The organism is Nonomuraea sp. NPDC049649 (assembly GCF_040675175.1).
Classification (GTDB): Bacteria; Actinomycetota; Actinomycetes; order Streptosporangiales; family Streptosporangiaceae; genus Nonomuraea.
This window is the reverse complement of sequence record NZ_JBFAOH010000040.1, coordinates 18,141-41,471: the sequence shown is the minus strand read 5'-3', so window position 1 is coordinate 41,471 and position 23,331 is coordinate 18,141. Positions and strand designations below refer to the sequence as shown.

Genomic DNA, 23,331 nt, shown 5'->3' with positions numbered 1-23,331 from the left:
AAAGTAGGCTTCCGCCATGAAACGTACGGCCGCGCTGGTCGCGGTGCTCGCCCTACTCGGGGTGACGGGGTGGCTGGTGTGGCCGTCCGAACCCGAGGTGCGCGGTCAAGCCCAGCACATCACCGTCTACGACGGGCCGGCCGACGACCAGCGGGTCGACCTCGACGTCACGTACTTCCCGCCGCAGGGCGGCGGGAAGGCGCCCGTCGTGCTGCTCGCGCACGGCTTCGGCGGCAACAAGCGGAGCGTCCGCGCGGAGGCGGTGCACCTGGTCCGCGAGGGCTACGCGGTGCTGACCTGGTCGGCGCGCGGCTTCGGCGGCTCCACGGGTGAGATCGCGCTCAACTCCCCCGACTACGAGGTCAAGGACGTCAAGCAGCTCATCGACTGGCTGGCGAAGCGTCCCGAGGTGCTGCTCGACGCGGCCGGCGACCCGCGGGTGGGCATCGCCGGCGCCTCCTACGGCGGCGCCATCGCCCTGCTGACCGCCGCCCACGACCCCCGCGTGGACGCGATCGTCCCCCAGATCACCTGGTCCGACCTCTCCGACGCGCTCTTCCCCGACGCCGCCGGGGGCGGGCCGGAGGACGGGGTGTTCAAGCGCATGTGGGCCGGCATCTTCTTCGGCCAGGGCGGCGCCACCCAGAGCCTGGAGGCGCTCACCCGTGAACCGCGGCCGATGACCGCCGAGCAGGCCCGCTGCGGCCGCTTCCTGCCGGAGATCTGCGAGATCTACCAGCAGGTCGCCCAGACCGGCGAGGCCACCCCGGAGGCCGTCGAACTGCTCAGGGCCTCCAGCCCCGTCCACGTGGCGGGCCGCATCAAGGCGCCGACGCTGCTCATCCAGGGCCAGCGCGACTCGCTCTTCCCGCTCGACCACGCCGACCAGAACGCCAGGGCCATCGCCGCCGCCGGCACCCCCGTCTCCGTGACCTGGTACGACGGCGGCCACGACGGCGGCGACGGCGAGGCCGACTGGCTGCGCGAGCAGACGCTGGCCTGGTTCGACCGCCACCTCAAGGGCGAGGACGCCGCCGTGCCCGGCGCCTTCACCATCACCCGCGACGGCGGCCGCGACCCCGGCACCCGCCAGCGCATCCGCCTGCACCCCGAGGCCGACGACTACCCCGGGCTCGGCGGCACCGACGTCACCACCGTCACGCTGAACGGGCCCGAGCAGCACGTCGTCAACCCGCCCGGCGGCTCCCCCGCCGCCGTCTCGACCGTCCCCGGCGTGAGCGGGCTGCTCGGCGGCCAGGGCGCCCCGAGCGTGTCGATCGACATGCCCGGCCAGAGCGCCTTCTTCGAGTCGGAGCCGCTGACCGCGCCGCTCCAGCTGACCGGCAGCCCCTCCGTCAGGGTCAGGGTGTACGGCGAGGGCGAGGTGACGCTCTTCGCCAAGCTCTTCGACGTGCCGGACGCGCTCCAGCCGCCGACGCTGCCCGCCGGGCTGGTCGCCCCCTTCCGGGTGACGATCCCGGAGGGCGCGGACAGCGCCGAGGCGACCGTCACCCTGCCCGCCGTGGACCACCGCTTCGACACCGGGCACCGGCTCCGGCTGGTGGTGTCCACCACCGACATGGCCTACGCCACCCCGGCCCAGCCCGCCGCCTACCGGATCGCGCTGGCCGCGCCCGCGCTGTCGGTGCCGACCGTGGCCTCGCTGGCCGCCCCGCCGTCCGGGATCGCCTGGTGGGTGTGGGCGATGCCGCTGGCCGCCGTCGTCGCGGCCGCGGTGCTGCTCGCCACCGGCCGCACCGGCGCGCGCCGGGCCTCCGGACCGCCCGCCGGCGACGCGCCGCCGCTGGAGATCAGCGGGCTCACCAAGGCCTACCGCAACGGCGAGCTGGCCGTGGACGACCTGTCCTTCCGTGTCGAGCGGGGCCAGGTGCTCGGCCTGCTCGGCCCCAACGGCGCCGGCAAGACCACCACGATGCGGATGATGCTGGGCCTCATCCAGCCCGACGCCGGGGAGATCCGCGTCTTCGGCGAGCCCGTCACCCCGGGCGCGCCGGTGCTGTCGCGGCTCGGCGCGTTCGTGGAGGGGCCGGGCTTCCTGCCCCACCTGTCCGGGCGCGACAACCTGGAGCTCTACTGGGCCGCCACCGGCCGCCCCGCCGCCGACGCGCACTTCGAGGAGGCCCTGGAGATCGCCGGCCTGGGCAAGGCCCTGGAACGCGCGGTCCGCACGTACTCCCAGGGCATGCGCCAGCGCCTGGCCATCGCCCAGGCCATGCTCGGCCTGCCCGACCTGCTGGTCCTCGACGAGCCGGCCAACGGGCTCGACCCGCCCCAGATCAGGGAGATGCGCGAGGTGCTCAAGCGCTACGCCCGCGACGGCCGCACGGTGATCGTCTCCAGTCACCTGCTGGCCGAGGTCGAGCAGACCTGCACCGACGTGGTGGTGATGCACCGCGGCAAGCTCGTCACCACCGGCCCGGTGTCGGTCCTGCTCAGCTCGGCCGCCGCGGCCAACGGGCACGGGACGCGCCTGGAAGACGTGTTCCTCGACCTGATCGGAGAGAACGTATGACGGCCGCACCCGGCTACGCGCCGAGCCGTACGCTGCCGCTGCGGGTCGAGATCGTCCGGCAGTTCAAGCGGCGGCGCACGCTCGTCATGTTCGGGCTGCTGCTGGCGCTGCCGTGGATCCTGGTGATCGCGTTCCAGTTCGGGCCGCAGCCCTCCGGCGACGGGCCGGGGCTGCGGATGGCCGACCTGGCGACCGAGAGCGGGCTGAACTTCGCGGCGTTCGCGCTGTCGGTGTCGGCGAGCTTCCTGCTGGTGGTGGCGGTCGCGCTGTTCTGCGGCGACACCGTGGCCGGCGAGGCGAGCTGGTCGTCGCTGCGCTACCTGCTCGCCGCGCCGGTGCCGCGCGACCGGCTGCTGCGGCAGAAGCTGATCGTGGCGCTCGGCTACTCGGCCGCCGCCGTGATCTGCCTGCCGCTGATGGCGCTGCTGGCGGGCACGCTGGCGTTCGGCTGGGACGACATCCAGGTGCCCGGCACCGGCGAGACCATCCCGGCGGTCGACGTGCTGCCCCGCTTCGCGATCGTGATCGGCTACGCGCTGGTCAGCCAGCTCGTCGTGGCGGCGCTGGCGTTCCTGATCTCCACCGTCACCGACTCGCCGCTCGGCGCGGTCGGCGGCGCGGTCGGGCTCTGGATCGTCTGCACCATCCTCCAGGCGGTGGAGGCGCTGGGGGTGCTGCGCGAGTTCCTGCCGACGTTCTGGAACACCGCCTGGTTCGACGCCCTGATGCCGGAGCTCGACTGGAGCGGCATGGCCAAGGGCGCCTCGATCTCGATCACGTACGCGGCCCTGCTCATCGCCGTCGCCTTCCGCCGCTTCCGCCGGAAGGACGTCGTCAGCTGAGCCGGGCGGCTATCCCCAGTGAGGGGGCCGGTTCTCCAGGTAGAAGGTGTCGGGGTCGTCCTGGTCGCGCCAGTCGCCCCAGCCGAGGTCGGTGTCGTCGGAGGTCTGCTCCGGGAGAAATTCCTGCACGGCATTCATGCTACTCAGTGATACAAACCCGCTCCCGCACCGGAAACGGGGGCCGCGACACCCGGGGGAGGCGGCGGTACGATGCTTGAGCAGGTTGTCGCCTATCCCCCGTGAGGCTGCTGATGGCCACCCCGACAGGATGGCGGCGAGATGGCAATCTGCCCTCGGAGCTCACCAGCTTCGTCGGGCGGACCCGCCTCCTCGCCAACCTCAAGCGACACCTCGGCGAGTCTCGCCTGGTCACGGTCACGGGCATCGGCGGGGTCGGCAAGTCGCGCACGGTGCTCCGGCTGGCGCACCAGGTCCGGAGCTTGTACCCCGACGGCGTGTGGTTCGCCGACCTGGCCCGGTTGCAGGACGCGGGCATGGTCCGCCACACGATCGCCTCCGCGCTCGGCATCGCCGACCAGTCCTCGCGCGCCGAGTCCGAGACGCTGGCCGAGTGGGTCGGCGAGCGCGACATGCTGCTCATCATCGACACCTGCGAGCATCTGGTGCAGGGCTGTGCCGAGCTGGTCCACGAGCTGCTGGAGGCGGCGCCCAACCTGAAGGTGCTGGCCACCAGCCGCCAGTCGCTCCACCTGCCCTACGAGCAGGTGGTCCCGGTGCCGCCGCTGCAGGTGCCCGACGACGACCCGATGGAGAACCTGTTCACCAACGAGTCGGTGCAGCTGTTCACGGCGCGGGCGGTCGCCGTCGAGCCGGACTTCGTGCTCGACGAGGACAACATCCACGCGGTGGCCGAGCTCTGCCGCCGTCTCGACGGCATCCCGCTGGCGATCGAGCTGGCCGCGGTGCGGCTGCGGGCGCTGTCGGTGGAGCAGATCCTGGGCCTGCTGACCGACCGGTTCAGCCTGCTGGCCGGGGCCAGCCGGACCGCGCTGCCGCGCCACCAGACGCTGCGGGCCGCGATCGGCTGGAGCCACGAGCTGTGCGAGCCCGCCGAGCGGCTGCTGTGGGCGCGGCTGTCGGTGTTCGCCGGCGACTTCGAGCTCGACGCGGCCCGGTTCGTCTGCTCCGACGACCGGCTGCCGTCGGAGGACATCACCGACCTGGTGACCGGGCTGGTGGAGAAGTCGATCCTGCTCATCCAGAGCAACCACGCCGGGGTGCGCTACAAGCTGATCGACACGCTGGCGGAGTACGGCGAGGAGTGGCTGGAGAAGCTGGGCCAGGCCCAGCACATGCGCCACAAGCACCTGCAGTACTACCTGACCCTGGCCACCCGGAGCGAGGACGCCTGGTCCGGCCCGCGGCAGATCTACTGGTTCATCCGGATGCGGCAGGAGCACGACAACGTCCGGCTGGCGCTCGAACACGCGTTGCGCACGCCCGGCGAGACGCAGCTGGCGCTGACGCTGCTGTCGTCGCTCTGGTTCATGTGGGTGTGCTGCGGCTTCGTCCGGGAGGGCCGGCGCTACCTGGAGCGGGCGCTGGAGGCCAACCCGGTGCCGAGCAAGGAGCGCTGCAAGGCGCTCTGGGTGCTCTCGTACGTGCGGAGCGCTCAGGGCGACAGCGTGGGCGCGCTGGAGGCGGCCGAGACGTGCAGCACCGAAGCGGTCCGGGTGGGTGACTCGCGGGCGGTGATCCTGGCCTCGAAGATGCAGGGCACGGCGGCGCTGCTCCAGGGTGACCTGCAGAAGGCGAGCGCGCTGCTGGGCGTGGCGATCGAGTTCAACACCGACAACAAGGAGCTGAACCCGGGCCTGCTGCCCGCCATCGTGGAGCTGTCGCTGGTGCTGTCGTCCCAGGGCGAGGTCGAGGAGGCCGAGTCGCTGCTGCAGGACTGCCTGCAGGTGTGCCGCGAGCGCGGTGAGCTGTGGGTGGGCTCGTACGCGCAGTGGGCGATGGCGATGACCAAGCTCGCCACCGGGCGGCCGGACGAGGCGCTGCACAGCGCCCGCGAGGGCCTGCGGATCAAGCGTCACTTCCACGACACCCTGGGCACGCTGCTGGCGCTGGAGACCACGGCGCGCGTCCTCGTGGCGCGCGACCAGGACCGGGCGGCCGCGGTGCTGCTCGGCGCGCTCAAGCACAACTGGAAGTCGGCCGGGCTGCCCATGCTGGGCTCCCCGTTCCTCACCGCCGACCACGACCAGTGCGTCAAGGAGTGCCAGAAGGCGCTGGGCGACAAGAGCTTCTGGGCGGCGTTCGAGGAGGGCTGCCGGCTGGACCTCGACGAGGCGTCCGCGCTCGCGCTCGGCGACCTGGATCCCTCCGACGACTCTTTCGTCTGAGAGGGGGCGCCGCTCCCGGGGCGGGAACGGCGCCGGGGTCAGACGGCCTGCGTCCAGTGGGTGCCGCTCGGCCAGGCGTGCACGTAGCGGGCGCTGCCCAGCGAGAAAGCGATGTGGCCGCGTACCCAGTGTTCGAGGCCTCGCACGTACTTGCGGACCGGCAGCGACGCCCAGGTGTCGAGACGGGCGCGCCGCCCGACGAAGGCGTCGATGGCGTCGTTGTGCATCTTGGAGACCTCGTGCAGCGCCTCCTGGAGGGTTAACTTCCGGTGGGTGGCGAGGACGGTGACCAGGTTGTGCCGGGCCTTGTCGTTGCCCCGTTCCTTGGCGTAGGACAGCAGGTCGTTGTCCCAGCCGATGAGGTCGCAGGCGAGGTCGGACAGGGCGCGCACGTCGGGGTGGTGCCACTCCTCGGCTTCGAGGCGGTAGCCGCCGCCGACGTCGATGAGGGCGAAGCAGGTGAACGTGGCACCGGTGATGCGCCGCATGAGGACGTAGTCCTCGGGGGTGGGGATCAGGTCGGCCTCGCGGTTGGCGGCCTCCCAGATCTGGGCGAACAGGTACTCTTTCACTGTGGTGCGCCACCGGTCGACCTGGGCGGGGGTGCCTATCTCGGCGATACGGTCGAGCAGCTCGCGCAGGGTGAGGCCGAACGGGTCGCCGGGGTCGGGTTCCCGGCGCCGGTCGAGGATGTCGAGCAGGGGCGGCAGGGCGCGGGCCAGCGCCGAGGGGCGGTGGCCCATCAGTTCCCCTTCGCAGAACGCGTCGTCGAAGGCGAACAGCCAGTTGTACCAGTCGTTGATCAGCCGGAGACTCTCGCGCGGCACGGACGGGTTCGTCCGGGCGGCGAGCATGCCGATCTTGGAGCGCCGGAAGTGCTCGATCGTTTCGGCGCCGGCGAGCATGGACGAGGCGGCCAGCCACTGGTGGCTCTCGGCGTCGACCTCGGCCGCGTGCGCGTTGATCTCGCTGGGGAACGGGCACGGCAGCGGAGGTATGCGGAGCGGTCGCCTACCAAAGGAATGCGCAGAAGTAGCCACCCGTCCAGCATGACTAGAGAGTGTCTGAAAGGCCACACTGGGCTACTTTCATGCAATTGCATGTTATTTCAACTATGAAGCAGAAATGTGTCACCTTCGTCGCCGGCCGGGCCGGTCAGTGCCCTCACGAGGCCGGACCCCGTCCGGCGACCCCGTTCTGCCTCGATAGGGTGCCCTGCACGGAATCGTTCCGGCTCGCCGTGGGTTCTTGATGTGAGTACCTAGGGAAAGGCTGTCCAACGTGTTCGACCCGACGGATCTCTACAAGCTCGCCGAGGATCTCCCCGAGCTGACCGATCCGGTGTTGCTGTATCACTTCGACGGTTTCGTCGACGCCGGGGCCGCCGGGCGGCTCGCGGTCCGTCACGTACTGGACGAACTGGAGCACCGGGTTGTCGCGACGTTCGACGTGGACCGGCTGCTCGACTACCGGTCCCGGCGGCCGATCATGGTGTTCGACACCGACCGGTGGGTGGAGGTCGAGACGCCGGAGCTGGTCGTCCACTACGTCAAGGACGTGACCGGCACGCCCTTCCTGCTGATGAGCGGCCCCGAGCCCGACCGCGAGTGGGAGCTGTTCATCCGGGCCGTCGCCTCGCTCACCGAACGCCTCGGGGTGAGCAAGCTGGTGACCGTCCACGGCATCCCGATGGCGGTGCCGCACACCCGCCCGCTCGGCATCACCATGCACGCCACCCGGCCCGAGCTGATGACCGGCCAGCCGAGCACGTTCGGGCGGGTCCAGGTGCCGGGCAGCGTGACCGCCCTGATGGAGTTCCGGCTCGGCGCCGAGGGCCGCGACGCGATCGGCTTCGCCGTGCACGTGCCCCACTACCTGTCGCAGGCCGAGTACCCGACGTCCGCCGTCACCGCGCTGGAGGCGGTCACCCGGAACACCGGGCTGGTGTTCCCGCTCGACGCGCTCCGCGAGGCCGCGCGCCGCACGAACGTGGAGATCCAGGAGCAGATCAACGCCTCCGCCGAGCTGTCCGGCGCGATCAGCGGGCTGGAGCAGCAGTACGACGCTTTCGCAGGCGGCGCCGAGCGGGAGAACCTGATCGCCGAGTCCACCCCCATGCCCACCGGCGACGAGCTGGCCGCGCAGTTCGAGCGGTTCCTGGCCGAGCGCGACGACGACTGATCACCCCGATAGCCTGAGCCGGTGGACGAGATCCGGGTCGGGCTGATCGGTTACGGGACGGCGGGTGCGGTCTTCCACGCCCCGCTCATCGAGGCGACGCCGGGGCTTCGGCTCACGGCGGTGGTGACGCGCGACCCCGGGCGGCAGGCCGAGGTGACGGCCCGCCACGGCGCCCGGCCGGTCTCCGACGTCTCGGCGCTGTGGGACCTGTGCGACCTCGTGGTGGTGGCCTCGCCGAACCGGACGCACGCGAGCCTGGCGGCGGAGGCCCTGGAGCGGGGCCGCGCCGTGGTGGTCGACAAGCCGTTCGCGCGCACGGCCGAGGAGGCGCGCGCCGTCACCCGGCTGGCCCGCGAGAAGGGCCTGCTGCTCACCGTCTTCCAGAACCGGCGCTGGGACGGCGACTTCCGCACCCTGCGCAAGCTGATCGCGGACGGCGCGCTGGGCGAGGTCCGGCGGCTGGAGTCGCGCTTCGAACGCTGGCGGCCGGCGCCCAAGGGCGGCTGGCGCGAGACCGGCGGCCCCGGCGACGCCGCGGGGCTCCTCTACGACCTGGGCAGCCACCTCATCGACCAGGCGCTACAGCTGCTCGGCCCGGTCACGCACGTCTACTGCGAGAGCGACGTGCGGCGGGCGGGCGTGGCGGCCGACGACGACACCTTCATCGCGCTGACGCACGCCGGCGGCGCCCGCTCCCATCTGTGGGTGAGCGCCGTGGCGCCCAGCCTCGGGCCGCGCTTCCGCGTGCTCGGCTCGTCCGGCGCCTACCTCAAGTACGGGCTGGACGTGCAGGAGGAGCGGCTGCGGGCCGGACGGTCGCCCGCCTCACCGGGATTCGGCGAGGAGGACGAAGACCGCTGGGGCGTGACCGGCGCCGGCGACGACCTGCGCACGGTGCCCACCGAGCCGGGCGCGTACCTCGACTTCTACCGTGAGGTGGAGTCCGCGCTCCGCACCGGCGCGCCGCCTCCCGTCACGCCCGGCAGCGCTGTCGAGGCGCTGACCGTGATCGAGGCGGCACGCCGGTCCGCGGACGAGCGGAGCGTCGTGCGGCTGCCCTAGCCGAGCAGGCGGGCGCGCATCATCTCGCTGTCGTCGTCGGTCCAGCCGTTCCGCTCCAGCCAGCCCAGCAGGCCGCCGAACCGCTCGTCGAGCACGCCGAGGAACTGCTCGATGTAGCGCGGGCGCGGCATGTGGTCGTCGGCCGGGCGCGAGTCGAGGTCGTCGCGGTAGGTGGAGCTGGCCCGCAGGCGGCCCAGGACGAGCTCCAGCCGCTCCCCCGTCGCCGCGTAGTCGGCCACGATCGCCTCACGGGTGGCGCCGGCCACCTCCAGCGCGAGCGCGCAGAGCACGCCGGTGCGGTCCTTGCCGGCGGCGCAGTGCACCACCGCCGCGCCGTCGTCGCGCGCCATCGTCCGCAGCGCCCGCACCACCGCGTCCGGCCGGTCGCGCAGGTAGCCGTAGTAGAAACCGGTGACGCGCAGCTCCGCGTCCGCCTGGCGCTCGTGCCAGGGCAGCACCTTGTCGCCGTCGATGGTGTCGGCCTCGACGTCGGTGCGCCGCCCGCCCTCGGGGAAGAGCGTCAAGTGGTGGTGGGTCACCTCGGGCACCCCGCTCAGCGGCCCCGGGCCCTCCAGCGTCACCTCGGGGGTCGAACGGAGGTCGACCACGTGCCGCAGCTTGTACTCGCCGACCAGGCGGGCGATGTCGCCGCGGGTCAGCGCTTGCAGGTTGTCCGACCGCAGGATCCGCCCGAACCGCGTGACGTCTCCGTCGCGCGTCGGAATCCCGCCCAGGTCACGGACGTTGACTGCGCCTTCTAGATCGATCCATCTGCTCTTCAGGTTCACCCCGTCGAGCCTATATGTCCCGGCAAAGCCGAGCAGATCCGCGCTTAGTAGCGCAGCATGAGAGCTATGGATCCGCGCGCGCTGTCTCCTCGGCTGGTGATCGATCCATCGCTGCCCCCGGAGGTGTCGGCGGAGTTCAGGGCGAGCCCGCATGTGCTCCGGCTGGCCAGGTCCGGCTGGCGGATGGAACCTTCCCGGAACCTGACCTGGCTGGTCGTGGTGCCCGGGTTGCTGTTGCTGCTCTGGATGGTCACGGGGACGGGCTTCACCGTGATGGCTGCGGCCGGGGCCGGGTTCATCGGGCTGATCCGGTGGCTGTCGGTCGGCTCGTACAACAGGACCACGCGGCGCAGGCTCCAGCTCGCGTACCAGCACGCCGACTCCTACGTGCTGCCCGAGGACCTCGACTACCCCTGCCAGGTGCTGCTGCGGCGCGCCCAGCGGGCGGCCGACGCGATCCTCGGCTCGCGGGTGCACCGGGCCGGGCTGATCGACACCATCGACAACCGGGTGACGCTGCCGGAGGAGGTCTGGCAGATCGCGCAGCGGCTGCGCAAGCTGTCAGCCATGCACGCCGAGCACGGCAAGCTGGTCCCGCGTGAGCTGCCCACGGGATTGGAGGACGCGTTCAAGCCGTACAGCACCGCGCTGGACGCGGCCTGGACGTCGCTGTCGAAGCGGGTGCGCAACCTGGAGCGGTACGCCAAGCAGGTGATGAAGGCCGACGAGGTGTTCCACGCCCACCAGCGGCTGCAGGCGCTGGCGGCGCGGACCCCCGACTACCAGGCGCTGATCGCCGACACGGTCCGCGACGACATGGCGCGGGCGCATTTGCGGGAGCTGACCGACCAGGCCGAGCACGCGCGCAAGCTGTTCGAGGAGAGCATCCACCAGGCCAGGCGGGCGGCGGGCGAGCTACTCAGGCCGCCGCCCTCCTGAGCGGGTCCGGCGGGGCACAGGCCGGCCGTGCCCCGCCGTTCGGTCAGACGCCCACGACGAGACAGGTGGCGGTGACCGACTTGGTGGGGTCGCTCTCCGAGGTGGCGGTGAGCTTGACCTGGGCGAGCCGGGAGCCGCCGGGGTCGCGGACGGCGTGGACGGGCACGGTGTCGTGTTTGCCGAAGTCCACGGCGGCCAGTTCGTTGGGGACGTGCGCGGTCCAGCCCTTGCCAGACACCTGGGCGGTGAGGCGGTAGACGTCGGACTTGAGGTAGGCGCCGGCGTCCTCGGGGTGCCGGCCGCGCGCGGGGGCGGACCGGCCGGTGTTGAAGAGCGGGAACTTGCAGGTGGAGGTGTTCTTCTTGGCGGGGACGCCGGCGGCGGGGAGCAGGCGGACGCCGCGCCGCTGCGGGCCGGCGCCGTCGAGGGAGCGGATCGCCACCGTGTACGACAGGACGCCCTTGCGGTCGCGGTGCACGTCGATGACGTAGAAGTGCAGCCGGTTGGCCTCGTCGACGTACTCGTACTGACTGCCGGAGCCGGTGCCGGCGTGGAAGAGCGCGTCGGACAGCTGCCGGTAGTCGCCGATGGTGATCGGCACCTCGGTGCCGTCGGGCAGCACGTAGTCGGTCATGCCGATGTCCTGCGGGTTGGCGTCGATCACCCACTCGAACGGGGCGCGGTCGGCGTTCTTGGTCTTGGCCAGCAGGACGCCGGAGTCGGGGGTGAAGGAGTCGCTGCCCATCCGGTCGACGACCTCGACGGTGTAGTTGTCGTAGCCGCCGCCGTCGCAGAGCGGGTCGGTGTTGGCGTCGCAGGCGGGGCTCTTGTCGCCGGTGTCGAAGGCGATGTTGATGCCGGACAGGCCGCCGGCTCCGGGCTGCACGGCGCGGGCGGTCACCCTGGCGACGACGAGGCCGGACTCGCGCAGCGCCTCGCGGGACAGGCGCAGCACGTTGCGCTCGTCCACCATCTCCAGCTTGATCTTGTTGCGGAGCATGTGCTGGGCGCCCATGGACGCGCCGGCGGTGGGCGGGATGAGCCAGCGGGAGTGCGGGCCGCCGGGCCCGTTGAAGCTGCCCCGGCTGAGCATCTCCCAGACGCCGGTGTACGAGCGGCGGGGCGGGTCGCTGTACGGGTTGTTGTAGTTGTCGGCGATGCCCATGATGTGGCTCAGCTCGTGGGCGTAGACCGCCATGCCGGAGCTCTCGGCCTGGACCGAGTCGATGCCGAAGCGGGCGTTGGGCCAGAATGTGGAGCCGGCCTGCCAGGAGGTCCACTCGACGTAGCGGGTCCTGGACCAGTTGGGCAGGCTGGGGTCGCCCTCGGGGCCCCACTCGCCGGGCACGTCCTCCTTAGTCGGAAATTTCATCATTCCGAACTCCTGCCAGGTGGACGACTCGTCCTGGCCGGCGCTCAGGTAGAAGACGAAGTCGAACTGGCCGGCGACCTCCTGGCCGACGTCGGCCAGCCAGGCGGCGTTGCCGTCCGCGCGCAGGTTGCGGTCGCACCGGTCACCGGCGGGGCAGGCGGTGCCGCCCTGGAACTCCATCGCGTACTCGTGGTCCTTGCCGGGCATCGTGTACGGGCCGAAACCGGTCAGCTCGACGCCGTAGCGCCCGCCGGAGTCCTCCATCCAGTACTCGTGGATGGTGTGGCCGCGGTTGAGCTCGTTCGGGGTGTTGAGGAAGTCCTGGTAGAACCGGGCGACCTGGTCGCGGGGGACGTCGTTCGCCTCGGCGCTGGGGTTGCCGAAGATGGTGGAGCCGCGGGGCTGGGTGACCACGAACGGCTGGTTGGGGTAGTCGAGCAGCACCAGCGCGCCCTTGAAGGTGCGGACCGAGCCCTTGGCGTCCGGGTCGTTCCAGTTCGTGCCGGGCACCTTCTTGTAGTCGGCCCACGTCATGTGGTCCGGGTTCGTCCAGTTCTGCGGGTCGATCGGGGCGATGCCCGCGGGCGGCTTCGCGCGTAAGGCGCCGGGGCCCTCGGCTGGTTCGTCGCGCTGCCAGGGCTGGGTCCGCGGCCAGTGGCCGAGCCGCCAGGGGTGCTCGGGATCGGCTGCGGGTGGTGCTGCGGAAGCGGGGGTCGCCATCAGGCTCATCGGGATCAGCACGATGGCCGACAGCAGCCCTCCCAGGAGCTTCTTCGGGACAATCACGGCTCGACCGTATAGAGCATATTGACCGGGATCACCGTTCAGTTGTAGGGAAGATCTGTAACTGCGGTTCCGACAAATGCTGAAAAGTCCTGATCAAGGGGCGCCGGTGGCGGATCTACAGCGGCTCGTCGACGACCTCGCAGCCCGGCTCGGCCGCCCGCTGCTCCTGGAGGACCGCCTGCAGCGGGTCGTCGCCTACAGCGAGCAGAACGGCCCGATGGACGACATCCGCCGCGACTCCATCCTGCGCCGCCAGAGCATCCCCGAGGTCCGGCAGTGGCTGCGCGCCGCCGGGGTGCACGAGGCGCCGGGGCCGCTGCGCACGCCGGGCGCGCCGCATCTCGGGCTGCTGCCGCGGGTCTGCGTGCCGGTACGACACGAGGCCGCGCTCCTGGGTTTCCTCTGGTTCATCGACACGGCGCCGGCCATGTCCGCCTCCGAGGTCGCCGAGGTGGCCGCCGCGGCTCCGGCGGTGGCCCTGGCGCTGTTCCACGAGAGCCTGGCCACCGGGCTGGCCTCGCACCGGGAGCTGGAGGCGGTGACCGGGCTGCTGATGGGCGAGCGGGAGGCGGCCCGGCAGCTCATCGAGGCGGGCGCGTTCCCGCAGGGACGGCAGGTGACCGTGCTGGTGGCCAGGCCCCGGGAAGGCGAGGCGGACGACGCCGTCCGGCTGGCGCTGGAGCAGGGGCTGCTGGCGCTGCGGCGGCGGCTGAGCGGGCACCACCCGCTCCACCTGGTCCGCTACGACCACGCCGCCCTGCTCGTGGCGGGCGCGCCGGTGGCCGCGGACGAGGTGCACGCGGCCGTCTCGGTCCCGGTCGTGGTCGGTCTCGGCCGTTCCCGGCCCGCGCTGGCCGAGGCGGCCGGCTCCTACGCCGAGGCGCGGCACGCCGCGGAGGTGGCCGCGCGGGTGCCGGGGCTGGGCCGGTCGGTGCCGTGGGAGCGGCTGGGCGTCTACCGGATGCTCACCCGGGCGCCCGGCGCCGAACTCCATCCGGGGCTGGAGCCGCTGCTTGACGAGGCGCAGCACCTGCCGCTGCTGGAGACGCTGGAGACCTATCTGGACCTGGCGGGAAGCGCCGTCGCCACATCGCGGGCGTTACGGTTGCACCGGACCTCGCTGTACTACCGGCTGAAGCGTGTCGAGGAGCTGGCCCGTACCGACCTGAAGGACGGCGGGGAGCGGCTGGCGCTGCACCTGAGCCTGAAGCTGGCCCGGCTGTCCGGCCGGTACCGGCCGCGTGACTCGCCGGGCTTTTAAACCATGACTTAACTCACATTTCCGACATTTCGGAAATCTGGCTCCGGACGGGGCGCGTTCCCCTCTCGGTCGTACCGTCAAGTCCGGGAAAAACCTTGTCTGTCACCTCCTCTACTTTCCGTGCCCTGCGTCATCGGAACTACCGGCTCTGGGCAGGGGCGGACCTGGTCTCCGTCACCGGCACCTGGATGCAGGTCCTCGGCCTGAACTGGCTCGTCCTCACCATCACCGGCTCGGCCACCGGCGTCGGGCTCAGCCTCGTCATGCAGGCGCTGCCCACGCTGCTGCTCGGCATGTGGGGCGGGGCCCTGGCCGACCGGCTGCCCACCCGCCCGGTCGTCATCGCCGCCCAGCTCGCGCAGGCGGCGCTGGCGGCGGTGCTGGCCGTGATCGCGCTGAGCGGGGTGCAGTCGCCGCTGCCGATCTACGCGGTGGCGCTGGCCGGCGGCGTGGTGTCGGCGCTCGGCGGGCCGGCGCTCGGGCGGTTCGGCGCGGAGGTGGTGCCCCGGGACGACCTGCCGAACGCGATGGCGCTCGGCTCCATCATCAACTCGGCGGGACGCATCCTGGGCATGTCGGTGGCCGGGATGATGCTGCCGCTCACCGGCAGCGGCGGGCTGTTCGTGGTGAACGCGCTCACGTTCTTCGTGGTGATCGCCGGGCTGGCCTGCATGCGGTCGGCGGACTTCTACGAACTCGCCGGTGAGGAGCGCCAGTCGGGCGCGGTGCTCGCCGGGCTGCGGTACGTGCTCCGTACTCCGTGGCTGCTCGTCCTGCTCGCGCTCTCGATCGTGCTGGGCAGCCTGGGCCGCAACTACCAGGTGACGATGGCCGCGATGAGCGCCGGACCGCTGCAGGCCGGTGCGGGCGGGTACGGGCTGCTGTCCACGGTGTTCGCCGTCGGGACCGTGGTGGGCGGGTTCGTCACCGCCTCCCGGCCGCGGCTGACGATCCGGCTGCTGCTGATCTCGGCGTTCGCCATCAGCGTGCTGCAGGCGCTGAGCGGGGTGATGCCGTCGCTGGCCTCCTTCGCCGCCGCCATGCTGCCGATCGCGGCCGGGGCGATCCTCGTCGACACCACGGTCTCGGCACGGGCGCAGCTCGACAGCCCGGACGCGATGCGCGGGCGGGTGCTGGCCGCGCTGGGCATCGCGAGCGCCGCCTCGGGAGCGCTGGGCGGGCCGGTGCTGGGCTGGCTCAGCGACTCCTTCGGGCCCCGGGTGGCGCTCCAGGTGGGCGGGGTGAGCTGCGTGGCCGCCACGCTGCTCGCGGCGGTGCTGCTGGCCCGGTTCAGGAAGAGCGTCACGAGCCCGGCTCCCGCGCGCGTGGCCCTGGAGAACGCCTAGTCTCGACGGGTGCGAAACACCCGATACGCCCCCACCGGGATGGTCTGCACCGTCGACCATCTCGCCTCCGCCGCCGGGATCGCGGCACTCGACCGCGGCGGGTCCGCGGCCGACGCCGCGATCGCCGCCAACGCCGTGCTCGCCGTCACCTCCCCGCACATGTGCGGCCTCGGCGGCGACCTCTTCGCCCTCGTCCACACGCCTGATCCCCAGCCTCCTGGACACCACGGGCCGGGTCATCACACGGCTGGTCATCATGGGCCGGGTCGTCACGAGCCGATTCACAGCGGCAGGGGCAAGGGCGGGGCGGTGTATGCGCTCAACGCGTCCGGGCGGGCCGGGTCCGGGGCGGATCCGGAGCGGTTGCGGGCCGAGGGGCATCGGGACATGCCGTACCGGCTGGACGTCAGGTCTGTGCCGGTGCCGGGGTGTGTGGACGGGTGGCTCGCGCTGCACGGCCGCTTCGGGCGGTTGCCGCTGGACGAGCTGCTCGCGCCCGCTGTCCGGCTGGCCCGCGACGGGTTTCCCGCCGCGCCGCTGCTGGTGCCGAGAGTACGGGAGATCGCCGATCTTCCTGGGGCCGGGGACTTCGCGGGGGTCCGGGCGGCCGGGGACCGGGTGCGGAGGCCCGGGGTGGCCCGTGCGCTGGAGGCGGTGGCGCGGAGCGGGCGGGCCGGGTTCTATCTGGGCGAGTTCGGCGAGGGCCTGCTGGAGCTGGGCGGCGGCGAGTACACGCGCGCCGACCTGGAACGGGTGAACGCCGACTGGGTGGAGCCGCTGCGAGTCCGCGCGTTCGGCCACGACGTGTGGTCGGCCCCGCCCAACTCCCAGGGCTACCTGCTGCTGCTGTCGCTGGGCGTCCTGGACGGCCTGGAACTGCCGCCGTCCCCGTCGCACGCCTCCTGGGCCCACGCCCTGGCCGAGGCGTCCCGTGTCGCCGCGTACGACCGCGTGGCGCTGCTGCACGAGCACGCCACCGGACTGCTCTCCCCCGCCGAGATCGAGCGCCGCCGCGCACTGATCGGACGCCGGGACCTGACGGCGCCCACCGCGGACGGCGACACCACGTACCTCTGCGCCGTGGACGGCGACGGCCTCGGCGTCTCCCTCATCCAGTCGAACGCCGCCGGTTTCGGCAGCTTCCTGTTCGAGCCTCGTACCGGGATCAACCTCCACAACCGCGGCATCGGCTTCTCGCTGGAGCCGGGCCACCCCGCCGAGTACGGCCCCGGGCGGCGGCCCCCGCACACGCTCACGCCCGCGCTCGTCACCCGTCCCGACGGCTCGCTACGCGCCGTCGCCGGCACGATGGGCGGCGACGCGCAGCCGCAGATCCTCCTCCAGGTGCTCACCAGACTCCTCCGGTACGGGCAGACGCCGGGAGAGGCGATCGCGGCGCCGCGCTGGCGGTTCGGCGGCGGGACCGGCTTCGACACCTGGTCCCGCGCGGAGGGCGCGGTGATCGAGCTGGAGGACGGCACCCGCTGGCGCGACGGGCTGACCGCGCTCGGGCATCGGGTGTCGGCGGTGCCCGGCGGCGCGTTCGGCCACGCCCACCTCATCGACGTCCTGCCGGACGGGACGCTGGCCGGGGCCGCGGACCCGCGGGCGCTCACCGGCGCCGCGATTGGGCGGTGACGGACAGGGTAGCCACGGTCGTCATGGCAACCGACGTCATCTCCCTGATCACCGAAGACCACCGCACGGTCGAGGCCCTCTTCGAACGGCTGAAGAAGGAGGAGGGCGACCCCAAGACGACCGTGGCCGAACTGCACGCCCTGCTCACCGCGCACGCCCGCGCCGAGGAGGACCGCGTCTACCCCGACCTGGACGCGCACCACGGCCTGGAGGAGCACAAGGAGGCGGAGGTGCTCCTCGACGAGCTGGTGCGCGCCCGGCCCGGCACCCCCGAGTTCCGTCAGACGCTGGAGAAGCTGTCCTCGGCCGTCACCCACCACGTCGAGGAGGAGGAAGGCGACCTGCTGCCCCAGCTCGCCCGGCAGGCCGGGAAGCAGCGGCTGGAGGAGCTGGGCGAGGCCTTCAAACAGCGCCGCGACGAGGAGCTGCGCGCGCTGCGGGCCGTCCACGACGGCGCCACCAAGGCCGAGCTGTACGAGCAGGCACAGCAGGCCGACATCCCCGGCCGTTCCCAGATGGACAAGGAAGAACTCCAGGAAGCCGTACGCAAGAGCACATCCTGACCCGGCGCCACCGGCCCTGCCCCTTCAACCGGTCACCCGTACCGGCAACGCGTCGGCTGACCGGGCACTCCCAGTCGCTCGTACCGATAAGTCAGGACAGGTCGCGGACGGCGGGAAGGAGCGCGTGAAGGTCGTCGACGATGACGTCGGCGGCCTCGCGCGCCTCCGGCCGGGCCGCGTGCAGGTAACCCCACGGGCCCCGGCGCAGCAGCGCGGTCCGCATCCCGGCCGCGGCGGCGGGGAGCACGTCGTTGTCGAGCCGGTCCCCCACGTACAGGATCTCGCCGGGCTCGCGGCCGGCGACCGCGGCCACCTTCGCGAAGAAACCGGGCTCCGGCTTGGACACGCCCCACCCGTCGGAGGTGTGCACCGAGTCGACGGGCAGGTCCATCGCGACCAGCGCGTCATACGCCTGCACCGGCTGGTTGCCCGCCAGGATTACCTGGTAGCCCGCCTCCCGCAGCCCGCCGAGCGCCTCGCGCACGTCGGGGTAGAGGTCGTCGGCGTCGAAGTTGTTGCGCAGGCTGCCGGGCTCGTCCCGTTCCCAGGCCGCGATCTCCGCCTCCAGGTCGATCCCGGGCCGCACCAGCTCCAGCGCCTCGCTGGGGGACCGGTCCAGCGCCGCCATCCCGCCCAGCAGGCCCAGCAGCACGAACCGGGGCACCCCGAGCCGGTCGGCCCACCGCGACCAGATCCGCGTCTCGTCGATCACGGTCTCGCCGATGTCCAGCACCACAGCCTTGATCATCAAACCCATCCGTTACCTGGAATTTTTCCTCCACTGTACGAGTCGCGCCCGGCGGTCTGATTCATGGAATACTGAGCGTGCCCATTCGAGCACGAAGGGACAGATTCAATGGCTGCCATGGCGCTCCGGCACGACCAGTCGGCCCAACTCACCCCCAGCAACAACAAGCGACTGCCGGAAACTGCCCGAGAGCTGTTCGACGCGCTCCCCGAACTCCCCGGCTTCCGGGCCGACGTCATCGAAGGGAACCTCATCGTGAGCCCCGTCGGAACCCCTGCGCACGGCCGTGCCGCCATGCGGCTCAACCGTGCTCTCTCCGCTCTCATAGATGAGCGGGGCTGGGAAGCGTGGGCAGGGAACGTCGATGTGTGCGTCGAGGGGCCGCGGGAGCCGGTGGAGCCCGACTTCGTGCTGGCCCCGCTCGACTGCCCGCTCTGGGGTGAGCGTGAGCTGCTGTCATCTAAGCTGATCATGGTCGCTGAGGTCGTCTCGAAGGGCAGCGCGATCAGGGACCGTGAGGAGAAGCCCCCTCTTTACGCCACCGGCGGCATCCCGATCTATCTGCTGATCGACCCCATCGCCAAGAGCCCGTCCGTCACCGTCTACAGCGAGATCGGCGACGGTGAGTATCTCGCCAGCGCCACCGTTCCCTTCGGCACACCGCTGCGGTTGCCCGCGCCGATCGGCTTCGAGCTCGACACCTCCATCTTCAAGGCTTGAGGCGGTCCATCGCCTTGGCGATGCGTTTCTCCGAGACCGGGGTCGGGGTGCCGAGGGTCTGGGCGAAGAAGCTGACCCGCAGTTCCTCGATCATCCAGCGGATCGCCACGACCTCCGGGTCGGAGCGGCGGGCCGGGGGGAGGCGGTCGAGCAGGTCGTGGTAGTCGTCCTCGACCTTGTGGACGCGGTCCATCCACTCCTCGTCGCGCCACGGGTCTTCCGGCAGTTTGGTGAGGCGGCGGTCGACGGCGCGGAGGTAGCGCAGCAGGTCGGGCAGGCGGGCGTGGCCGGTGGCGGTGATGAAGCCGGGGTAGACGAGCCGGCCGAGCTGGTCGCGGATGTCGTCGGTGGAGGCGCTGGGGCGCAGGGCGTCGAGCTGGGTGCAGGCGGCGTGCCAGACGGTGAGGATCTGTTCGACGCGGTCCAGGATGTCGGCGGCCGTGTCGTACAGTTCGGCGCGGACGTGCTGGTGGAGGCGGTCGAAGGCGGCCTGGTCCCAGGCGGGGCCGCCCTGGTCGCGGATGAGCTTGTCGGCGGCGGCGTTGATCACGTCGTCGAAGAGGGCGACGGCGCCGCCGTGGGGGCTGCGCGACAGGGCCAGTTTGGCCTGGTTGTTCAGGGTCGACAGCAGTGACTTGGCGGGGTTGGGGGCGTTGAGAAGGAGCAGGCGGCGGGTGCCGGCCCAGTGGGAGCGGCGCTGCTCCGTCTCCGTCTCGAAGATCTTCACGGAGACGGTGTCGCCGGCGTCGACCAGCGCCGGGTAGCCCTTCATGCGGCCCTGCTCGAACACCTTGGGCAGGGTGCCGATGCTCCAGGTGCGCAGCCCGGTGCGCTCGAGGCCGTCGCCCGCCTCGGAGAGGGTCTTGCGCAGGCGGGGGGCGAGGCGGCGTTTGAGCGCCGTGAGGTCCTTGTCCTCGGCGATGGTGCGCCTGCGCTCGTCGATCACCCGGTAGGTGATGCGCAGGTGGTCGGGGATCTGGTCGAGCTGCCAGGCGTCGCGCGGCACCCGGACGCCGGTGAGCCGGAGCAGTTCGCGTTCGACGGCCTCCAGCAGCGGCTCGGCGCCCGGCCGCACGTTCTCCAGGATCTGCTTGGCGTAGTTGGGGGCGGGGACGAAGTTGCGGCGCAGCTGTTTGGGCAGCGACCTGATGAGCGCGGTGATGAGGTCTTCGCGCAGGCCGGGGATCTGCCAGTCGAAGCCGTCGGGGCTGATCTGGTTGAGCAGCTGCAGCGGCACGTGCACGGTGACGCCGTCGGCGTCGGCCCCGGGCTCGAACTGGTAGGTCAGCTTCATCCGCTGGCCGAGCTGCCGCCAGGTGTCGGGGTAGTCGCGGGTGCTGACGCCGGCGCCCTCGTTGACCAGCATGTCCGGCGAGAACGTGAGCAGGTCGGGCTGGTCGGCGCGGGCCTTCTTCCACCAGGAGTCGAAGTGGCGGGCGGAGACCACGTCGGCGGGCAGGCGCTGGTCGTAGAAGTCGAACAGGGCCTCGTCGTCGACGAGGATGTCGCGCCGGCGGGCGCGGTTCTCCAGCTCCTCGACCTCTTCGAGGAGCCGCCGGTTCTCCTTGAGGAACTTGTGGTGGCTGTCCCAGTCGCCCTCGACGAGGGCGTGGCGGATGAACAGCTCGCGGGACAGCTCTGGATCGATCCGCCCGTAGTGGACCTTGCGCCCGACGACGAGGGGCACTCCGTAGAGCGTGACTCTCTCGTACGCGATCACCGCGCCCTGGTTCTTCTCCCAGTGCGGCTCGGAGTAGGTGCGTTTGACGAGGTGCTGCGCGAGGGGCTCGACCCAGTCGGGTTCGATCTTGGCGTTGACCCGTGCCCACAGCCGGGAGGTCTCCACGAGCTCGGCGGACATCACCCACTGGGGCTGTTTCCTGGCCAGCGCGGAGCCGGGGAAGATGGCGAAGCGGGCGTTGCGCGCGCCGAGGTACTCCTGGATGGGGCGGCGGCCGTCGGAGGCGCGCTGGCGGTCCATCACGTCCTTGACGCCGACGTGCGACAGCAGGCCGACAAGGAGCGACTTGTGGACCAGCTCGGGGTCGGCCGGCTGGCTGTTGGGGTGCGCGCCGAGCGACTGGCGGATCTGGCTGTAGATGTCCTGCCACTCGCGGACCCGCAGGTAGTTGAGGAACTCGGCCTTGCACAGGCGGCGGAAGGCGCTGGACGACAGCTCCTTCTGCTTGTCCTGCAGGTAGTTCCACAGGTTGACGTAGGTGAGGAAGTCGGACTCGGGGTCGGCGAAGCGGCGGTGCTTCTCGTCGGCCTGCTGCTGCTTCTCGGCGGGGCGCTCGCGCGGGTCCTGGATGGACAGGGCGGCGGCGATCACCATGACCTCGCGTACGCAGCCGTTCTTCTCCGCCTCCAGCACCATCCGGCCCAGCCGGGGGTCGACGGGCAGGGTGGCGAGCTTGCGGCCGATCGGGGTCAGCCGGCCGCGGGCGTCGAACGCGCCGAGCTCGTGCAGCAGGTTGACGCCGTCCTTGACCTGGCGGCGGTCGGGCGGCTCGACGAACGGGAACGCCTCGATGTCGCCCAGCCCGATCGAAGTCATCTGGAGGATGACCGAGGCGAGGTTGGTGCGCAGGATCTCCGGGTCGGTGAACTCCGGCCGGTTGAGGAAGTCCTCCTCCTCGTACAGGCGGATGCAGACGCCGTCGGAGGTGCGGCCGCAGCGGCCCTTGCGCTGGTTGGCGCTGGCCTGGGAGATCGCCTCGATGGGCAGGCGCTGCACCTTGGTGCGGTGGCTGTAGCGGGAGATGCGGGCGTAGCCGGGGTCGACCACGTATTTGATGCCGGGCACGGTCAGCGACGTCTCGGCGACGTTGGTGGCCAGCACGATGCGGCGGCCGGTGTGGCGCTGGAAGACGCGGTGCTGCTCGGCGGCGCTGAGCCGGGCGTACAGCGGCAGGATCTCGGTGTTGCGCAGGTCGGCCTTGGCCAGCGCGTCGGCGGCGTCGCGGATCTCGCGCTCGCCGCTGAGGAAGACGAGGATGTCGCCGGGACCTTCGCCGGTCAGCTCGCGGCAGGCGTCGACGATGCCCTGCGTCTGGTCGTCGTCCTCGCCGAGCGGGCGGTAGCGGACCTCGACGGGGTAGGTGCGGCCGGACACCTCGATGATCGGCGCGTCGCCGAAGTGGCGGGAGAACCGCTCGGGGTCGATGGTGGCGCTGGTGATGATGACCTTGAGGTCGGGGCGCTTGGGCAGCAGCTGCTTGAGGTAGCCGAGGATGAAGTCGATGTTGAGGCTGCGCTCGTGGGCCTCGTCGATGATGAGCGTGTCGTACTGCTCCAGCATGCGGTCGTGCTGGAGCTCGGCGAGGAGGATGCCGTCGGTCATCAGCTTGACGAGGGTGCGGTCGCTCGCCTGGTCGGTGAAGCGGACCTTGTAGCCGACGACCTCGCCCAGCTCGGTGCCGAGCTCGTCGGCGACGCGCTCGGCGACGGTGCGGGCGGCGATGCGGCGCGGCTGGGTGTGGCCGATCAGGCCGCGCACGCCCCGGCCCAGCTCCAGGCAGATCTTGGGGATCTGGGTGGTCTTGCCGGAGCCGGTCTCACCGGCGATGATCACGACCTGGTTGTCGCGGATGGCTTCGAGGATGTCGTCTTTGCGCTGGACGACGGGGAGCGTCTCCGGATAGCTGATCTCGGGGACGGTCTCCTGGCGCCGCAGCAGGCGCTGCTCGGCGCGCTCCACGTCGGCGAGGATCTCCGCGACGATCTTCTCTCGCGCCTCGCGGGAGCGCACCCTGCGCACGCCGTCGAGCCTGCGCCGCAGCCGCCGCTGGTCGCGGGGCATGAGGCCGGGCAGGCGGGTGTGGAGCTCGGTGAGTGGAGAGGACAACGCAGGAGTTCCCATATTGCTCAACAGGATATTCGGGCACCGGTGGCCGGGAGCCAACGGACTATCGTGCCCGACGGGCGCGGCGCGCGCATCTCCATTTGTGACCGTGACCGCCCGCGACCGGCCCACTCTCCCCAGAGTTGCATCGTGGGCGACCACGGTCATTAATGAGACTCCCGGAAACGCGGATCGGTTGCCATGAGCCTTGGTCACGTTTTGGGTTTCTGCGTGGGCGTCCCGTCACCCTTCGTGCACCCGCGCCCATCAGCGCGAACAGAGCGCTGAACCGGCGTCCCGGCTCTCGCGTATCTCGCGTCACAAGCGCTAACAAGGAGGCAC

The 23,331-nt window shown here is 71.5% G+C and carries 16 protein-coding genes; 11 read left to right on the top strand and 5 right to left on the bottom strand.

Annotated features, from left to right (window positions below; all coding sequences use genetic code 11):
* Window positions 1–16: 16 nt before the first annotated feature.
* The 3 genes from AB0J42_RS31675 (at window position 17) to AB0J42_RS31665 (ending at window position 5,741) form a co-directional block, all read left to right on the top strand.
* Window positions 17–2,533 carry a CocE/NonD family hydrolase gene (locus AB0J42_RS31675; protein WP_364300951.1) on the top strand — a complete coding sequence of 839 codons (2,517 nt, stop codon included), beginning with the start codon at window positions 17–19 and terminating at the stop codon, window positions 2,531–2,533.
* Window positions 2,530–3,375, top strand: a complete 846-nt coding sequence (locus tag AB0J42_RS31670) for an ABC transporter permease subunit (protein WP_364300949.1) — start codon at window positions 2,530–2,532, stop codon at window positions 3,373–3,375. The genes AB0J42_RS31675 and AB0J42_RS31670 overlap by 4 nt, the downstream gene beginning before the upstream one ends.
* 239 nt (window positions 3,376–3,614) lie before the next feature.
* Entirely contained in the window at window positions 3,615–5,741 is a 2,127-nt protein-coding gene (locus AB0J42_RS31665) for a tetratricopeptide repeat protein (protein WP_364300948.1), read from the top strand.
* A 38-nt stretch (window positions 5,742–5,779) separates the two neighbouring features.
* Here AB0J42_RS31665 and AB0J42_RS31660 read toward each other — a convergent pair whose 3' ends face one another.
* Window positions 5,780–6,781, bottom strand: a complete 1,002-nt coding sequence (locus AB0J42_RS31660) for a hypothetical protein (RefSeq protein ID WP_364300946.1) — start codon at window positions 6,779–6,781, stop codon at window positions 5,780–5,782.
* A 241-nt stretch (window positions 6,782–7,022) separates the two neighbouring features.
* Here AB0J42_RS31660 and AB0J42_RS31655 point away from each other — a divergent pair, with 241 nt between their 5' ends.
* Both AB0J42_RS31655 and AB0J42_RS31650 read left to right on the top strand, forming a co-directional pair.
* Window positions 7,023–7,922 carry a PAC2 family protein gene (locus tag AB0J42_RS31655; RefSeq protein ID WP_364300944.1) on the top strand — a complete coding sequence of 300 codons (900 nt, stop codon included), beginning with the start codon at window positions 7,023–7,025 and terminating at the stop codon, window positions 7,920–7,922.
* Between the two features lie 21 nt (window positions 7,923–7,943).
* The gene (locus AB0J42_RS31650) at window positions 7,944–8,984 is read left to right on the top strand and encodes a Gfo/Idh/MocA family oxidoreductase (protein ID WP_364300942.1); all 1,041 of its coding nucleotides are present in this window, start codon (window positions 7,944–7,946) and stop codon (window positions 8,982–8,984) included.
* Here AB0J42_RS31650 and AB0J42_RS31645 read toward each other — a convergent pair.
* Window positions 8,981–9,772: a tyrosine-protein phosphatase gene (locus tag AB0J42_RS31645; RefSeq protein ID WP_364300940.1), complete on the bottom strand. Its 792-nt coding sequence runs from the start codon at window positions 9,770–9,772 to the stop codon at window positions 8,981–8,983. The genes AB0J42_RS31650 and AB0J42_RS31645 overlap by 4 nt on opposite strands.
* A gap of 96 nt (window positions 9,773–9,868) precedes the next feature.
* Here AB0J42_RS31645 and AB0J42_RS31640 point away from each other — a divergent pair, with 96 nt between their 5' ends.
* Window positions 9,869–10,711: a hypothetical protein gene (locus tag AB0J42_RS31640; protein WP_364300938.1), complete on the top strand. Its 843-nt coding sequence runs from the start codon at window positions 9,869–9,871 to the stop codon at window positions 10,709–10,711.
* A gap of 43 nt (window positions 10,712–10,754) precedes the next feature.
* Here AB0J42_RS31640 and AB0J42_RS31635 read toward each other — a convergent pair whose 3' ends face one another.
* Window positions 10,755–12,869: a M6 family metalloprotease domain-containing protein gene (locus AB0J42_RS31635; protein ID WP_364300936.1), complete on the bottom strand. Its 2,115-nt coding sequence runs from the start codon at window positions 12,867–12,869 to the stop codon at window positions 10,755–10,757.
* Between the two features lie 106 nt (window positions 12,870–12,975).
* On the opposite strand from AB0J42_RS31635, the gene AB0J42_RS31630 reads away from it, so the two are divergent.
* The 4 genes from AB0J42_RS31630 (at window position 12,976) to AB0J42_RS31615 (ending at window position 17,677) form a co-directional block, all read left to right on the top strand.
* Complete coding sequence (locus AB0J42_RS31630) at window positions 12,976–14,130, top strand: helix-turn-helix domain-containing protein (RefSeq protein WP_364300934.1); 1,155 nt, start codon at window positions 12,976–12,978, stop codon at window positions 14,128–14,130.
* Window positions 14,131–14,225: 95 nt separating this feature from the next.
* A complete protein-coding gene (locus tag AB0J42_RS31625) occupies window positions 14,226–15,476 on the top strand; it encodes an MFS transporter (protein WP_364300932.1) in 1,251 nt (416 codons plus the stop codon).
* Between the two features lie 9 nt (window positions 15,477–15,485).
* Window positions 15,486–17,114: a gamma-glutamyltransferase gene (locus tag AB0J42_RS31620; RefSeq protein ID WP_364300930.1), complete on the top strand. Its 1,629-nt coding sequence runs from the start codon at window positions 15,486–15,488 to the stop codon at window positions 17,112–17,114.
* A gap of 23 nt (window positions 17,115–17,137) precedes the next feature.
* The gene (locus AB0J42_RS31615) at window positions 17,138–17,677 is read left to right on the top strand and encodes a hemerythrin domain-containing protein (RefSeq protein ID WP_364300927.1); all 540 of its coding nucleotides are present in this window, start codon (window positions 17,138–17,140) and stop codon (window positions 17,675–17,677) included.
* Between the two features lie 91 nt (window positions 17,678–17,768).
* Here AB0J42_RS31615 and AB0J42_RS31610 read toward each other — a convergent pair whose 3' ends face one another.
* Window positions 17,769–18,425, bottom strand: coding sequence for an HAD family hydrolase (locus AB0J42_RS31610; protein WP_364300924.1), 657 nt, complete (start codon window positions 18,423–18,425; stop codon window positions 17,769–17,771).
* A gap of 117 nt (window positions 18,426–18,542) precedes the next feature.
* Here AB0J42_RS31610 and AB0J42_RS31605 point away from each other — a divergent pair, with 117 nt between their 5' ends.
* Complete coding sequence (locus AB0J42_RS31605) at window positions 18,543–19,145, top strand: Uma2 family endonuclease (RefSeq protein WP_364300922.1); 603 nt, start codon at window positions 18,543–18,545, stop codon at window positions 19,143–19,145.
* Here the strand turns inward: AB0J42_RS31605 and hrpA are convergent.
* A complete protein-coding gene (hrpA, locus tag AB0J42_RS31600) occupies window positions 19,135–23,007 on the bottom strand; it encodes an ATP-dependent RNA helicase HrpA (RefSeq protein ID WP_364300920.1) in 3,873 nt (1,290 codons plus the stop codon). The genes AB0J42_RS31605 and hrpA overlap by 11 nt on opposite strands.
* Window positions 23,008–23,331: the final 324 nt, after the last annotated feature.